The organism is Sphingobium sp. S6, from assembly GCF_905120495.1.
Classification (GTDB): Bacteria; Pseudomonadota; Alphaproteobacteria; order Sphingomonadales; family Sphingomonadaceae; genus Sphingobium; species Sphingobium agri.
Genome location: NZ_CAJHOG010000011.1, coordinates 1 through 15,333, shown reverse-complemented (window position 1 = coordinate 15,333; position 15,333 = coordinate 1). Strand labels below are relative to the sequence as shown.

Annotated in this window: 9 protein-coding genes and 1 pseudogene; 2 read left to right on the top strand and 8 right to left on the bottom strand. The window is 55.6% G+C overall.

The window, feature by feature from the left end:
* Positions 1–211 precede the first annotated feature (211 nt).
* The 3 genes from SPHS8_RS17720 to SPHS8_RS17710 form a co-directional block, all read right to left on the bottom strand.
* On the bottom strand, positions 212–5,761 hold the full coding sequence (locus SPHS8_RS17720) for an HAD-IA family hydrolase (protein ID WP_201516656.1): 5,550 nt from the start codon (positions 5,759–5,761) through the stop codon (positions 212–214).
* A gap of 255 nt (positions 5,762–6,016) precedes the next feature.
* Positions 6,017–6,724 carry a DUF5672 family protein gene (locus tag SPHS8_RS17715; protein WP_236575249.1) on the bottom strand — a complete coding sequence of 236 codons (708 nt, stop codon included), beginning with the start codon at positions 6,722–6,724 and terminating at the stop codon, positions 6,017–6,019.
* 74 nt (positions 6,725–6,798) lie between these two features.
* Entirely contained in the window at positions 6,799–8,313 is a 1,515-nt protein-coding gene (locus tag SPHS8_RS17710; RefSeq protein ID WP_236575248.1) for a glycosyltransferase family 2 protein, read from the bottom strand.
* Positions 8,314–8,566: 253 nt separating this feature from the next.
* Between SPHS8_RS17710 and SPHS8_RS17705 the strand changes: the two genes are divergently transcribed.
* The gene (locus SPHS8_RS17705; protein ID WP_201516654.1) at positions 8,567–9,262 is read left to right on the top strand and encodes a ParA family protein; all 696 of its coding nucleotides are present in this window, start codon (positions 8,567–8,569) and stop codon (positions 9,260–9,262) included.
* On the top strand, positions 9,262–9,582 hold the full coding sequence (locus SPHS8_RS17700; RefSeq protein ID WP_201516653.1) for a hypothetical protein: 321 nt from the start codon (positions 9,262–9,264) through the stop codon (positions 9,580–9,582). The genes SPHS8_RS17705 and SPHS8_RS17700 overlap by 1 nt, the downstream gene beginning before the upstream one ends.
* Before the next feature lie 102 nt (positions 9,583–9,684).
* On the opposite strand, the gene SPHS8_RS17695 is transcribed toward SPHS8_RS17700, so the two are convergent.
* From SPHS8_RS17695 to SPHS8_RS17675, 5 genes and pseudogenes are all read right to left on the bottom strand, one after another.
* On the bottom strand, positions 9,685–10,980 hold the full coding sequence (locus SPHS8_RS17695; RefSeq protein ID WP_201516652.1) for an O-acetylhomoserine aminocarboxypropyltransferase/cysteine synthase family protein: 1,296 nt from the start codon (positions 10,978–10,980) through the stop codon (positions 9,685–9,687).
* Between the two features lie 731 nt (positions 10,981–11,711).
* Positions 11,712–12,560 (bottom strand): helix-turn-helix domain-containing protein, encoded by an 849-nt coding sequence (locus SPHS8_RS17690; RefSeq protein WP_201516651.1) that lies wholly within the window; start codon positions 12,558–12,560, stop codon positions 11,712–11,714.
* A gap of 485 nt (positions 12,561–13,045) precedes the next feature.
* Entirely contained in the window at positions 13,046–13,933 is an 888-nt protein-coding gene (locus SPHS8_RS17685; RefSeq protein WP_201516650.1) for a replication initiator protein A, read from the bottom strand.
* Positions 13,934–14,021: 88 nt separating this feature from the next.
* Complete coding sequence (locus tag SPHS8_RS17680) at positions 14,022–14,318, bottom strand: hypothetical protein (RefSeq protein WP_201516649.1); 297 nt, start codon at positions 14,316–14,318, stop codon at positions 14,022–14,024.
* A 138-nt stretch (positions 14,319–14,456) separates the two neighbouring features.
* A pseudogene (locus tag SPHS8_RS17675) lies at positions 14,457–15,333 on the bottom strand (integral membrane-like protein); the annotation flags it as partial.

The following is a 15,333-nucleotide window of genomic DNA, read 5'->3' as shown; positions in this document are numbered from 1 at the left end:
ATTGTAGCGGCGTTATTAACCGTGCTCAGCATCCCCCTCCCGCCGATGTGCAAAGCCAGTTGGCGGCGCTGTCGTTCGATGGCCAAGTCGGCCGGGCTCTAATCAAGCTTGGAGGAAAATCCCCCGGGGGAGGGCGACAGGTCACCCCGATGATCTGATTGTCAGTTCCACATCTTATTTGTCCTCATCACCGGCCTTTTTCATCCGATCTCTACCTGATTGTAGATGCTTGAGAAATCGTCTTTATATTCTCCATGTCGTTGATGACCTTCCGATAGATATCGACAAGATCCCTCGACTGATCATCAGCAGTTCGCATAGCGGGTAACTTCGCAGGTGATTTCTTATACCTTATATGATCTCGATCTATTGCCATGAAAACGCTAACGATATCTGATATATCATTTACCGACACAACAAACCCATTCTCACCAGGGACTACGGGCTCCGCCATGGCACCGCGATCGCTTGCGACTACCCACAGACCGTGAGCCAAGGCCTCTCGGGTCACCAAGCCAAAACTCTCCTCACAGGTAGAAGGTGCCAGCAAGATATTAGAGCGCGCATAAAGGCTCGCCAAATCTTCTGAAGACATTCTCCCTGTGATCGTAACTCGAGTTTGCCCCCAAAACGTATGGGTGTCGTGTCCTGGCGCTCTTGCAAGGTCGACTATCGTCAGCTCAAGATTGGCGAATGGATGCGCCTTGAGCGCAGCCTCAATGAGATACGCTCCTTTGTGGCGCTCCAAACCGCCTATATGGCACATAGCAACAGGTCCACTTTCGGCGTGGCGCTCTTTTTGCAATATCCTTGATACGCCATTTTCCAGGACGTCGCAGGGTATACCGCATTGATCGTATATTCGCTGAAAACTCTGTGATACCGCGAGGCGCCGCCGAGCCCCAAGCAGAGCTTCCCGCAACTGCTGGGCACGTCGAGCAGAGTTCAATACGCCAACATTTTTTAATCTTGATTGCGCGAAATAATCCTGATGCACCGAAACTGGCAAACCGAGGTTATCGGACAAGAAGAAGAAGTCTGAGAGCCACCAAGCATCATGCATTGTAATTAAATATGGAATGTCACGGGATCCGCAGACATCTGCAATCGTAGCTCCAAGTCGTTGGAGGCAATGTATATGAACTAGATCAGGCTTAAAGCTATCTAGCACCTCTGCAAATCTCGCAGCTGCCATAGCGTTTTCCGGACGCCAATAAATATTTTCCTCTTGCGGTGTCGCTATCCGAAAGACAGGCACACCTCTGTAGGTATCGACGCTGAATTGCCCGCAATCGTCGTTAGATTCATCTGTGCAGAATATAGAAATTTCAAATTCATCGCGATGATTATCGATAAAGTAATCCACATTATCTTTCATAACGCGAGTGGCTCCACCTATTAGCTGCGGAGCAAACCAAACGTTCACAAACAGGATCTTTGATTTGGATCTCTCTGTAAGCACCACGCTCCGGGCGTTATCAGATATCAAAACTGGTGGAGGCACCGCACCTTGACAGATCTTATCATTATCTTCCAACGCCGCGATCATAGCGGCTGAAAGATCTCCTTCAACCAACCGTACTTTATGATCATAGCACTCCGCCGACCTTGTCGGCAGGACCTTAGATCCTTTATCTTGCTGGACGACCAAAAAAGGCACTTCGCCAGCTTCGGCGTCAATCCATGCTGCGTAAGGCTCCGGCTTGTCAAATGACACCGACTGGACCACGAGATCGATGGTCGGTATTGTCTCTGACAGTACTGAAATGGAAGGATCGTTATCAATCTTAAGCAACCGCGGCTGAATTTCTTTCAACTCCCGGCAGAGAATAAGCTGATCATCTACAACGAAGTCTAGGTTTTTATTACTTTTTGCCACTTCGGCGATTGCTTTTGCCAAAGCCTTCTGGTCTTCCGAACCCATACCCTGATTTGGCAGTATCATAACCACTTTACGCTGCTTTTGGTCGCCTCGAATATTCATCGGTTGGTACCGGAGGAACTGTCGCGGTGTATTAGGCGCTACTACAGAGAGAGCATTAAGGCACCCTCCCACTGTCGTTACCGCTTCATCACAGTAGCGTGCGACTAGCGCCATTTCCCATAAGGAAGATCTACGAAACTCGCTTTGCTCCCCGTTTTCACCCCAAATAGATTGATCAAGATCGTAATCATTCCAGTGGCGAAGGTCTCCAAGCCACAAGATCGTCCGCTTGCCCAACGCGCGCGCAGTCAGGATCGCTCTTGCTACCTCGTACGTAAAAGGCACCTCGTGGAAAACGACCTCTTGAGACTGAAGCATGGTTCCAAGATAATCTAAGCTATCCAACTCCTGTAGGCTTCGTAACGCTATATGACGATGCTTAGAGAAATCTCTACCTCGATATAACGGACGCCCGGTAAATATAAGAACGCCTATCGCATCTCCGTTAAATTTGGCACCCTCAGGAATGCGAGACGAGATATCGCTAATCAAGCGATCCGCGATATCCAATTCCTTCGCACTCCCAGGTCGGGCAACGATACGGCTGACGCAATTATTTGAGCGCATATGCATTGCGCGATCATAGTACTGACGCCACGGTGCGGCTTCTTGCCACACATGCCTACCTGACTCTAGGCAGGTAAGGGCGGCGCTATAATGCCTTTGCATAAGCATAAGGTTAGCCGCCTTGAGGTAGCTCCAGCGATTGGGTGTTGGAGAGCTCACTCCATTTCGATAATGGATAAGGGCTTGCTCGCTGTTGCCAGCCTGATCCTCGATGTCTCCGAGCATGTGCTCGAGCCACCCGCGGTTACCGCCTGCGGTCATCGCCGCCCTCATGAAGAAGCGGGCTTCGCTGAGATCATGACGGTTCAACCACGAATGCGTCGCAAGATATTCAAGAAATTGAGGTGCCCCTTCCCCCTTCACGAATGTCGCTTTAGAAATTCCAGGTGAGGCTATGAAAGCTTCTAGAATTTCGCAGCGGCTGCTACCCTTGAGATGGCCTTTTTGCGTTCTGTGCCAAGCGACCCAATCAAACGCGGTAGGGAATTCCTCATGACCCCATATACGTAACAGCCACGCCTGCTCTGATGGCGCCGCACCTTTCTGGCTCCCGACGTTAAGATAGTGCCGAAACAATTCGGCATCGCTCAAATCTTGCCGTTCTGTGATTTGCGAGCGATAAAATTTCGGATCGAATGTTGATTTCAATGAAAACGACGGAGCGAAATCCAAGCCCTTCTCACATAGGGCTACAATAACCTCTGCTGCCGTGGATACATCCCCTGCCCAGTGTCTATAAAGGCCGCGGAACTCCGCAACGTCGATGTCAAAAATCCAAGGCCCGCTCCGGATTCCATAGCGGCTCAAAAAGACATCGACGACTCCTTCCCCTTTATCAACACGGCGCTGCTCACTCGAATCGAATATAACAATGCCTGAAGCACAAAGCTGTTCGAAATCCTGCCTGATGTCATCCAAGACATACCGATATTTTCTCCCTTCCGATCGTCCGATGCGGACAAAATGATCGAGGGCGCGTTCAGGCGTATCCGCCACATGAGCGATATCAGGATTAAGCCGTAAATAGATACTGTGATCAAAGTCGTCGGGAATGGTTCCACATTCCGCCTCTAATCGAGCAAGGAATGCCGCGCGAGAAGGCAAACGCCGCTCTTCCCGACCGTGATTATCATAGTGCTTCCAAAGATCTGCGTCTGTTTTAAAAACGCGGAGGTCAGGATAAAATCCCCTATAAAAATCCGCTTCGAACCCACGCCACATGATAGCTACGGTAGCATTGTTTCTTAAACGCTGGATCCAGCTCCGCTTAGTTGGAGCATTATTATGTCGGGCTTCTTCTCGCAGCCCATTCCTCGACGCCGCGAGAAGTTGAGATGCCGCAACAGAGCCAGCAATCCAGTAATCTTTCTTGCGTGCGACCTCAGCTACGGCCTCGGGGAGTGCGTTCTCAACCTCAAGAATGGGTGAGCGGGTCGTGCCCGCGATGGGATCAAGTTCGTAAATCTGCTCCCGCATCTGAGATAGAGTGTCAGCGTCTGGCTGACTAAATCTTTCGATCAAGGGATCGACCAAAAAATTGAAATTGTTGGTCGCCGCCATCCACATCAACACAATGTCTTGATCGGCGTGCGTCGCGTACCTTAACAACTTTTCAGAAGGAAATTCGAATTCGGGTTGGGCAGCCTCACACAGCTGGGGAGAAAGACCTCCATTCCCTCCTTCAACAAAGTTAAGGATCGGCAGAAGAGTTGGATGCTTGAAGAAATATTCAAGCCATGCATAAGATCCAGATAAAGAATCAGGTAGCTTTTCTATTGGAAATAGAACCTCATCTGACATTTCGCAAAAAGGTAAGGCGTAAGGGCGATTAACCTCAAAATTGTGGTATGTCGCAATGAGGTGAAGAAACATCATCGGGGGCACAAATGATCCGCCCTCCGCACAACGCTGAACTAAGAATGAATTCAGTGCTCGCGAAACAGTGCCAGAATAACCTAGATCGGATATTGCAACAGATTTATAATTATAGAAATCAAGTCCTTCTAGGTATCGCTCTATATCAAGACGCTTTTTAATAATGGAAGACTTAATTTTGTCTTCTAGCCCCGCTTCTCGATAGGCGTTCGCCACTCGGAACGTATCATTAATGGAGGTTAGAGGATGTTCACCTAGCTCTTGAGGGCATTCTTCAATGCCCAGCAAATGAGAAATCTCACTTGCTGTTGCAGTTCCCTCTTTCAACCAAAACGCAATACCAACAGCGTGAGGGAGCCAATCAACTGAAAAATCAACATTTGCCCATATTGTAAGCACCCGATTGAGGTACATGTCACTGTGACCGGGGGAAGGTAGAAAATTGTCTCTTAGTGGAGATTTCCACTCTTCAAAAAAACTACTTATAGCTAGCCCATCGCGTGCCATAAAATAAATGTGATCATCTCGTCGATTATGGGCATTAAATAAAACAGAGAAAATATGTGTCTTGACGATATCTGATATATCCTCTTCAATATTATTTCGCATTCCATAGTCCGGACGCGCCAATCGAAGAAGAGGGTGCTGCTCGACGTGAACTGCTCTAATTCCTAATTGTGCAGCCATTTCTATATCACACGCGAGATTATCACCGACATGCAACATATCGTCGGGATTTATCTTTAAATCTCTAATAACCTTTGAGAACAAATCACCCCTCTGCTTGGTGAGATTGGCATCTGCGGATACATAGATATGGTCAAATAAATGCAGTATCTGGAGCTTTTTGAGAATTGCCTCCATATCTGTCATTTCAAAATACATATCGGAGATAACAATAAGGGTGCGCTTTTCCCCACGGAGCCGCTCTAGAAGCTCTTTTGCTCCCTCGACCAAGGCTAAGTTAGCCATTTCAATCGAATGCTCGAAGTGAACAATGCGCCGCACCATATCACGCCGGGCTTTTTCATCACCCATCATTTGGTGATGCGCGAGCCAATGATCCCATACCATCTCAATGGTGGGCTCTTGGATCTCTATATCCGTCCGCCCTTTTAGGGCCGTTGCCATCCGGTACCGCAGCATCGTCACATCTTGTGGCCGATATCGGGAACGGAGCCCCATCAAGGTCAGCGCATATGCGCTGACCAGGTCATGAACTTCATTTACTGCCAAAAACTTGCGGCGGATGAGCGTATCGAACAAATCGAATGAGATGTACCGGCTGTTATGCGCGTGATCATAAAAATCGCCAATTGCACCAATCTTTTCCATGTTCGAACGTCACTTTCGGAGGCTTGTCGCTTGAAGTTCAGATTGTGTGTATGCTTCATCAGCTAGACAGATTTGTGTAGGTTTGCCAGATTATCTCGCTTAGCGATCTTCTCCCTTCCGAGGTCAGTCCCTGCGATGCCTTCAGCATAGGAAGAAGCGGAGACTCGATCAGCGGCAAACTGGGGGAGACATTGGTCACGGCTTACCACGCCTTGCTGGCGAACAGGTGGGGCATGTTCAATCAACGCTGCTCGCCTAAGGCATGCTTTGTTTCACACGGTCAAATATCATTCTTGCCACACGCCACGAACCACCGGAGCCCTGTCCAACGTCCTTCAGGATGCTAGCAAAATCATGTTTCACGGTCGTTTTGTCGTCCAGATCCCGATAAATTCGCCAGAAGGCATCAACCCCGATCCCACGGGGCATATGCCAGACGCCGTGATAGCCAAAACTCTGTCCCAGGCTCCCGCTCCGTTCAGTGGCGAACAAGTCTGCCAGCGCCCGGGGTGCGAAGCGCACCCCCCGGCCCTCCAACCAGCTGCGATTTGCCCGGCCGATCGCAATATCCTCGGGGTGAAAAGGCACGAACTGGCCGTCCCTACAGGCCTCCATCAATCGCCGGCTACGCAAGGAGAAGCCGCCATTGCCGACATCATGCCCGTCATCAAATTGCGGCCAGCTCGCCCCGATATAGTCATAGTCGAGAAATTCGGCACGCCACCGATCCGCGTTAATCACATGGCCGTCCCACTGCACTACCAGGCAATATGATGTCTCCACATGGTCAACCAACTGCGAGAGCATGAAATCCGAATAGGCGGCCGCAGAGTTAAGCCGCGGGATGGGGATGACGGAAATATCCGGGTGCCCATGGTGCACAGGCGCATCCGTGAAGAGTTTACAGGCCGCAAAATCGACCTGCGCCAGGCTCGCCTCCAGCGCGCGCAGTGTCGCCTTCACATTGACCGACGTCGCGGCGCACAAGGTAACCTGCGGCAGCGCTCGCCGGGCAGCCTCCTGCTTGGGTCGGTCTGTCACGCTTCTAGCCTTACCACGAAGCGCTCGCTTGCGCGGCTCAGCTCAGGATGATGGAAGGGATCGACCACCTCCCCTGTACCCCATAGCCGTTTCAGCGCGTCCAACTCGCCGGCCAGCCTCGCGGCGCCCAAAGGGTCCCGATCAAAACCACGGGAAACTGACTCATGATGTATGAGCGTTGCGCGCGGTTCGTAGAGCGATTGCCACCCCCGCTGGTTCAACCGCAGGCACAGATCCACATCGTTGAAAGCAACCGAGAAATTGCGCTCATCAAGGCCGCCGACGGCATTAAAACGATCGCGCGTCACGACCAGACAGGCCGCCGTCACCGCCGAGACGAATTGCGGCAGCGCATGACGTTGGAAATAGCCCTCTTCATCGGGCTGAAGGAAGCGGTGCGCGTGCCCCGCCGCGTTCCCCATGCCGATGACGACCCCGGCATGCTGGATACGCCCATCGGGATAGAGCAGCCGCGCGCCAACCGCGCCGACATCGTCACGCATGGCTTGGGCCGCCATGGTCGCCAGCCAGTTCGGCTCTATCACCTCGATATCATTATTCAGCAGGCACAGCAGACGGCCGCGCGCTTCTTCCACGGCACGATTGTTGATGGCGGAGTAATTGAACGCCCCCCCATGCCGCAAAACGCGATGACCCGCAGGATCAAGGCCAGCGAGAAACTCAAGCGTCTGCGGATCGTCGCTGTCATTATCGACGATGATGACTTCCAGGTCAGGATAGTCGGTGGCCGCGAGGCCGTTCAGACATGTTTTCAGCAGATCCACGCGATTGCGCGTCGGTATGACGACGCTGATTGACGGCAGGGGATTTGCTCGACTGGCGGGAGCAGCCGGTAGTTGAGGGCGGGGGCGCTGTTGGCGATGATGCAGGATCTTGCTGATATGTAGCGGGGTCCCCTCTCCTAAGGCCCGTTCCACCAAACGGCGGGGCCAATCAGAAGTGCCGGAAAGCGCTTCGAGATCATTGCGCAAGGCCCAAATAATGCAGGCTCCTGACAGATAATCGAAATGCTGGTATAGCTCGCTGTTCCAGTCAGGCTTGAAGTGCGGCGCGGTGCGTCGGCCATCCTTGCTGATCAGGTCGTCATCGGCATAGATGATCCCGGCCTTCGCCCCGGCGATTGCAGCGCGGTAAGCACTTGCCGCCCCCCGCGCGAGCCTGTCGCCGGCTACGATCGGCATCAACCAGAGCGCGGCGCTCCAATCAATCTGTCGTGCCGCCGTCGCCAGATCCGGCACGTCGGCCGTGCCAATCAACAACGCTGGCAAGCCTTCCGCTTCCAGATTTTCCAGGGTCTCCTCTACCAGCCCTGCTTTCACATCAATCAAGGCAAGGATCGGCGGCTTTTCGCCGCTGCTGTTTGCAGTAGAAATGACGTCATCCCGCAACATCAGCCACATATCATAGGCTCTTGGCGACGTCCCCAGGAGCCGCGCCATCTGGCCACGCGACCGCAGCCTCTTGCGGCGTATGCGCCACCACATGGCCATCAGATAAGCCCGGGGATCTGTGCGGAAAGCATCAAAATGGATAGCCAGGGTCAGCCCGGCGCTGGCCTTTTCCAAAGGATAGGGGTCTGTCCGGCTCGGCTGCATGCGGCGCTGCGATAGCGGATTGGGCAAGAGGAACAAATGGAAAAACGGCGAGCCTGATGAGATCGAATTATCCGGTAGCTACCAGATAGCTATCCATTGACCTGATAGCGACCAGATAGCTAGATGGTATCCGAAAAGGGGAACGCTTATGCCTACAGTCGTATTTGTCAGTCCCAAGGGCGGCGTCGGCAAGACAACGGCCGCGCTTTTGCTCGCTTCAGAAGTCGCGCGTGGCGCCAAGGTGACGGTGATCGATGCGGATCCCAATCATCCGATTCAGGCCTGGAGCAAAGGGGCCGATCTTTCGGAAAACCTCTCCATCATTGCCGACGTGGACGAGGACAATATCCTCGACCGGATCGAGGAAGCCGCCGCGCAGACCCCATTCGTCATCGTTGATCTGGAGGGTACCGCCGCCAAGATCGTGTTGCTCGCCGTCAGCCAGGCCGATCTGGTAGTGATCCCGATGCAAGGATCGCAGCTTGATGCCGAGCAGGCGGGGCGGGCCATCAAGGTGCTCAAGCAGCATGAGAAGATGACGGGACGCGCCGTGCCCTTCGGCGTGCTCCTCACCCGCACCAGTCCGATCATCCGCACGCGTACCATGGGGCATATTCAGAGGGGCCTCAACGATGCCGGGGTGCCGGTGTTCACGACGCAGCTGCATGAGCGAGAGGCGTTTAGGGCGATCTTTTCCTTCCAGAAGACACTGGAGGATCTGGACGAGAAAGACGTGCCCAATCTCGACAAGGCGATCGTCAATGCTGAGCAGTTCGCTGTCGAAGTGATCGAGCGGCTGCGGGACAGCCGGAATGCAACTGCAAACAAGACGGAGATGGCGTGATGAGCAGGGCAAACCCTTTTGGCGACCTTGATGATTTCGCGCCGGAAAGCCCTTCTCGCCCTGTCGCGGCGGAGGCAATCGATCAACTTGCGCAGGCGAGCGGGTTTCTGAGCCGGAAAGCTCAGGCCGCCCCCTCCCCTGCCCCGGCGCGTCAGCCTCGGCGTCACACCACAGGACGCAATCGCCAGATTAATATCAAAGCGACTGAGGAGACGATCACTGCCCTCTATACCATCGCCGATGATATGGGTCTTCCGCTGGGTGCGGTGCTGGAACAGGCTCTTGCAGCCTTAGCCGAGAAGCAGAAAAGCGGCGCCTGAATATCGGAATAGCTATTGGATACCTGATGGATATCCGATAGCTATTCCGATGAGCTACACAGGTTTAGGAGAGACGTCATGAGGGCATCACTACTCGGGAGCTCATGCGGCAGCGGCTAGCGCCTGATCGATGTCAGCCAGAATATCGCTGATATGCTCGATCCCTATGGAGAGCCGGACATAACCCGGTGATACGCCGGACGCGAGTTGCTCCGCCTCGTTCAGCTGCGAGTGGGTCGTAGAGCCGGGATGGATCGCCAGGCTTCGAGCGTCACCGATATTCGCGACATGATAGAATAGCTGCAAGGCGTCGATAAAGCGTCGTCCTGCGGCGAGACCGCCCGCCAGTTCGAAGCCAACAAGACCGCCCTGCCCGCCTGTCAGATAACGATCCGCCAGCTCCCGCGCCCGCCCTTCCTGCTGTGAGGGATGGATCACCCGAGTGACCGCGGGATGCCGCACCAGATGTTCAGCTACGCTTACTGCATTGGCGCAATGCCGTTCCATGCGCAGGGCGACGGTCTCGATGCCTTGGATCAGCTGGAAGGCGTTGAAGGGCGAGAGCGCCGCGCCAAGGTCCCGCAACAGGATGACCCTTGCCCGCAGAATATAGGCGATGGGACCAAGCGGCTTCGCCGCCTCCGCCCAGATCGCGCCATGATAGGAGGGATCGGGCGTATTGAGCAGCGGCTGCCGGTTTGGAAAGGCCGTCCAGTCAAAATTGCCGCCATCGACAATCAGGCCGCCGATGGAGGTGCCATGACCACCCAGATATTTGGTCGCAGAATAGACCACCACCGCCGCGCCATGATCGAACGGCCGACACAGCAGCGGCGCTGCCGTATTGTCCATGATGAGCGGGATACCCTGCTCCCGCCCGATGGCGGCGACATCCGCGATCGGGAACACCTCCAACTTGGGATTGGGCAGGGTCTCCGCATAATAGGCGCGGGTGCGCGCATCGGTAGCGCGGTGAAAATTATCAGGATCGGACGGGTCGACGAAGCGCACGTCTATGCCCTGATCCTTGAGCGTATTCGCGAACAGATTGTAGGTGCCACCGTAAAGAGCCGTCGAACTGACGATATTGTCGCCAGCGCGTGCCAGATTCTGGATCGCATAGGCCGAAGCCGCCTGCCCCGACGCTACCGCCAGGGCCGCTGCGCCGCCCTCCAGCGCAGCAATGCGCTTTTCCAGAACATCGGTCGTGGGATTCATGATCCGGGTATAGATGTTCCCCATTTCCTGAAGCGCGAAGAGAGATGCTGCATGGTCGGCATCGCGAAACTGGTAAGAGGTCGTCTGGTGAATGGGCACAGCGACCGAACCAGTCGTCGGATCGGCCCGCCAACCTGCATGCACGGCGAGCGTCTCCGGTCTTGGCCTTGTTTCAGACATACAAACTCCGTGGGATGAAAGACGAACCTTAAGGGTGGCTTTGAACGCCAGCGAAAGCAAGCCGCGCTACCCCTCCCCTGGACCGTCTGCGTGGACGGAGCGGGGGCTGACTGGCTAACCCCCATCCTGAGTAGAACGCATCTTTCTGCAGGCCGACAAGCTCGCTTAGAGCGCATATAGTTTGTAATCTTGCTTCTTAGCCTCCAGCACCAAGCGAGATCGGGCCCCATCATCTTGTTCGTCGCGTCAGTCCAACCGAGGTCCGCCTCTTTGCGCAGCTTCATAGTTTCCTGATGCCGGGAGATTTGATCTCGGGCGGAGAAGGCAATGAGTTCTAATCGGTCCAGCTGGAGCCTCGCACGGGCCGGCTTAAACGGGCAGACGTCGAATGCCGAGCCAAAAGGCTATCCAGCAGATAGCTATCCGATACCATGATGGAAGCCCAAGGCCAGCCATTCCGCCTTATACCCGCGAGGAAGGAATTCTGTCTGTTTCGACCGCATATGGTGGCGCGCATGCTTTCCGGATTGCGGTTTCCAAAGGTAGCGCTGGTTACTGACCATCGAATCTGCGCTTCCTCATTAAAAGCTGTCCTCCAGCGCTTCGGCGGGTTTTGCATACACCATAACCGCTTGCTCCCGCTGGGGAGCATTCGCGCCGCGTAGCGGTGCGTTCGGCCTTTGCCGGATTGTGGTGTTGTAGGAGGTTGGGAGGAGGGTGAAGCTGGGTTTTCATATGTAATGAGGTTGTTGGCCGGCAAGGCCAACTCCGCTGATCTCTTTTATAAATGAATCAAGTAGCGGTTGAGGTTCTTTTTGAGACTCACGCTCCTTGCGCTCTAGCGCGGCGTCGAGCCGGGCAAGGACCTTGGCGAGCGGGCCTTTAAGCGCGGCCTCGGCCTGCTCATGGGCTGGCAGTCGGGCGTGCATATGCCTGACCTCCTCGATCCGGTCGGCTTCGCGCTGCAACTCGTCGTCAGGGATGGGGGCTGGGCGCATCCAGCGAGGCAGATAGGCCTGGACGATCTTGGGCAGGAAGGCGCGATAGGCGTTGGAGGTCTGCTCATAGCGGGGGCCGGGGCCGTCGCCTGCGACACGCTTGAAACGGCGCTGGCGGACGAGGAAGCCGATCCCCTCCAGGATTCGCAGTGCTCGCGCGACGGTGGCGCGGCCCAGGCTGGTTGCCTGCGTAAGATGATCATAGCTCGGGAAGACGCGCCCCTTGTTGAGGCGGGCGAGGGTCAGGATTTCCTCGAACACCCGCACGCTGGCGGCGGTAAGCGACGTCAGCAGCCGCTCTGCCGGGGTCAGTTCGCGCCCATCGCGCCGAGCTTCACTGCGCAGCTGGCGGCCTGCGTCCAGAATGCGGCGGGCAGCGCGCAGCAGGCGATCGGTCTCACCCTTGGCAGGGGCGACGAAGAAGACATGTTCGAAGGTCCCTGCTTCCACACTGTCGCGCAGCACCGGCGCGCCTGTCGGGTGCGGCGCACCGGATCGCGCCCGTGCGTACCCTATTTGGCGCGGCATCTTCACAGCGCTAAGCGCGGACACCATCGCCTCGCCAAAGCCAAGCGTTCCCATTCGTCCCTCCATGCGGAAGGCCGTCACCAGACAAAAAGATACCGTGGCGCGAAGCGCGCATCCTTGAAACGGCGTTCGATCTGGCGTAGGGAGAAGGGACTGTTTGTGACCCGGACGACGTTTGGCGACGTCGCTCCACTACCCAAATGGATGCCCGGCCTTCGTGCCGGGCTTTCTATTATGTGGTCACAGCCACCCCTTCAGTCATCTCAGCTCAGCCCCCATGGCCAGCTGCAACATATTCGCAGCAATATCCGCGCGGTGGAAGGCTTTACGGTTCGTGCTTTCGAGTAGGAAAGCGAAAATTCGTCCGGTTTGATTCGTGCTTTCAAGTAGGAATTGCCCCTCGATTCGTGCTTTCGAGTAGAATTAGGACGGCCCAATTCGTGCTTTCGAGTAGAAATTGGCCCACCAAAAGCATGCAGGCGCGAATCAGGAAGGGCTGAGCAAAGCCCTTTGCAAGTCGGCGGTAGGAAAGGGGGCTTTCAGGCCTCTTCGACCTGACCCTCGATCATCAGTTCAGGACCCGGCTGCGGCCGACGGGAGAGGATGACCCGCGCCTTGGCAGGCCTGCGCCCGACTTTGCGAGGACCGTCCTCTGCCGGTGCGTCCTCAATCAGGCTGATGTCATAGTCGGGAATGGCGTTCGCCGCCGCGATCTGCCGCATGGCAATGCGGAAATTGGAAAGCGGGTTCTGAAAGCCGATCTGAAGTTTCAGCGTCTGGAGGTCCATCTCCAGCGGTTCGCCATCGACGCAGGTAGAGCGCGCCACCTCGTAGATGCGGCGCTCAATGGGGCCCAGCTGGAAATAAGTCGACGCATAATCAAGCACTTGCCGGTCGCGCAGGATGGCGCGGAAAAGCCAGTCGCACAGCCGAACCTTGACCGCCTTCAGCCGCTTTTCGCCCTTGCCCGAACGTGCATATTGCAGCCGCGCTTCGGACAACCAGGAGAAGAAACCGTCTTCGCCTTCGCCTCCAGCCTCGATATTCGTCTTGATCTGCGTGCCCTGCAGCCGCTCCAGTGCATCGGCGAGACGCGAGTAGGAACGGGCGCTGTGATTGGAGCCCGTGACGCTGAACAGGTCGTGGGCGGTGAAGGTGAAATCCTGAGAAACCGCCGCGCCTTCGTCGATTTTCGACGCCATGAGGCTAGCGATGTAGAGGACGATTTCCTTGTCGTAGATGGTGGCAACGCCCCGCGCGCTCGGACGCACCTCGATCGACACGGTCGGGGTGGCGTAGGCGAGGGGCTTCATCCAGGCATTTTTGCTGAGCGCAAAGAAGGGAAAGGCCATCAGCGACCGCTCACCGCGGATCTCGCCGACAAGGGGGCTGTCGAGCTTGAACAGTTCGCCTTGCGGGGTGCCCATTATGATCGTTCCCTTGCCCATTATGCCGCTCTGGCAATTTCTACTCGAAAGCACGAATTTGGCTTTCGCGCACCCTCTTTATGCAGGCTCACCGGATTGCGCCGCCGCCGCCGACGCAAAGGAGTATATGATCTGCAAGCGGCCCTCTACCAGCAAGCCAGCGCGCGTATCGAGGTCCACAGAATGGATCGTCCGGGCAAGCACATGGATGGCTTGCAAAGCCTACTTCCAAGCCAAGTTCGCGGTGCGCGACAGTGGTGAATTCACTTAGAACCTGCACGCTCATCTCGGCACCCCGCGCCAGCAGCGCCTCTGCAAGGTCCAATCGAGGGTCATCAGTGAAGGCGTAAAGGGCGATGTTGGTATTCAGGAAGATTTTCGGCATTAGCGCCGCTCATTCGCTTCCTGGCGATCGAAGCTCCAGCCCGAAGGGAGGGGGCGGCGCGAGACTATTCCCCCAGCGGGTGACCCTGCATGATGGCTTCTTGGATACCATTTTGGTATCTACCCGATAGCTATCATTTCATGGGCCGACGAAAGACAGTGCGTTAGCGCGACTGTTGAAACGGCCGAAATAAGGTCGGCTGCGACAAACCAGGGTCAGCAAGAGGAGGCTGCACAAGCTGATGATCAGCCCTCCCCATTCCTGCCATAGGTAAACACGTTCTATCCGGTAGGTCCCAGGGCGGGCGTAGAACCGGATGACAGGCCCTTGATAGGGCACCACCTCTTGGCCTCGCATCACGCGCCAGATAGGGAAGGCGGCGCGCCGCATCATCACCTCGCCTGGCTTGTCCACCACAAGTTCGTCGCCTTCCTTGATGTCGTGCCATGCACTCAGGTCCGGCTTCCGATCGACATCCCGTATGAGCCGGGTGTCAAACCCCACAGGCAGATATTCCACGGCATCGGGCAGATCGCGCGCAATCATGGCATAGGGAACCGACTTGGTCAGATATTCTGCCGAATGCATCGTCCATTTCGTGTAGGCGAACATGACAAGGCCCATTCCTAATCCCATAATGACTGCTTTGGGACGACAGGCAAGCATGGCCGTAATGGCGGCGAACTCGATAATACCCAGCAGCCGCCACGGGAATTGGGCCCGGCTGAATGGCGGGATATCCCAGATGAATGGGATAAGGCCGAGAGCCGCCAGGCCAGCTACAACAGTGATCAGAGTCCAGATGGACCGCGCCCTGAGCGAGAGCAGGGCAAGCCCAACGACAAGTGCGGGGATCGAAAGCACCTGAAGCAGCGATCCGGGCGCCAGCAGCGCCCAGGACGACGGCTGATACCAAGGCCCCCATAGCAGTTGCGACGAAATATAATCCTGCATGGTTAGGTGTAGGCGCTTGCAACCGTAGCAGCTTCTGCTCGCAAACAGCGCCTTTTCCTGC

Bases quoted from the DNA above. Each gene is read 5' to 3' on its own strand.
- SPHS8_RS17700 (WP_201516653.1), top strand. From the start codon at position 9,262: ATGAGCAGGGCAAACCCTTTTGGCGACCTTGATGATTTCGCGCCGGAA.
- SPHS8_RS17710 (WP_236575248.1), bottom strand. From the start codon at position 8,313: ATGGCCATGTGGTGGCGCATACGCCGCAAGAGGCTGCGGTCGCGTGGC.
- SPHS8_RS17680 (WP_201516649.1), bottom strand. From the start codon at position 14,318: ATGCCGAAAATCTTCCTGAATACCAACATCGCCCTTTACGCCTTCACT.
- SPHS8_RS17695 (WP_201516652.1), bottom strand. From the start codon at position 10,980: ATGTCTGAAACAAGGCCAAGACCGGAGACGCTCGCCGTGCATGCAGGT.
- SPHS8_RS17685 (WP_201516650.1), bottom strand. From the start codon at position 13,933: ATGGGCACCCCGCAAGGCGAACTGTTCAAGCTCGACAGCCCCCTTGTC.
- SPHS8_RS17690 (WP_201516651.1), bottom strand. From the start codon at position 12,560: ATGGGAACGCTTGGCTTTGGCGAGGCGATGGTGTCCGCGCTTAGCGCT.
- SPHS8_RS17705 (WP_201516654.1), top strand. From the start codon at position 8,567: ATGCCTACAGTCGTATTTGTCAGTCCCAAGGGCGGCGTCGGCAAGACA.
- SPHS8_RS17720 (WP_201516656.1), bottom strand. From the start codon at position 5,761: ATGGAAAAGATTGGTGCAATTGGCGATTTTTATGATCACGCGCATAAC.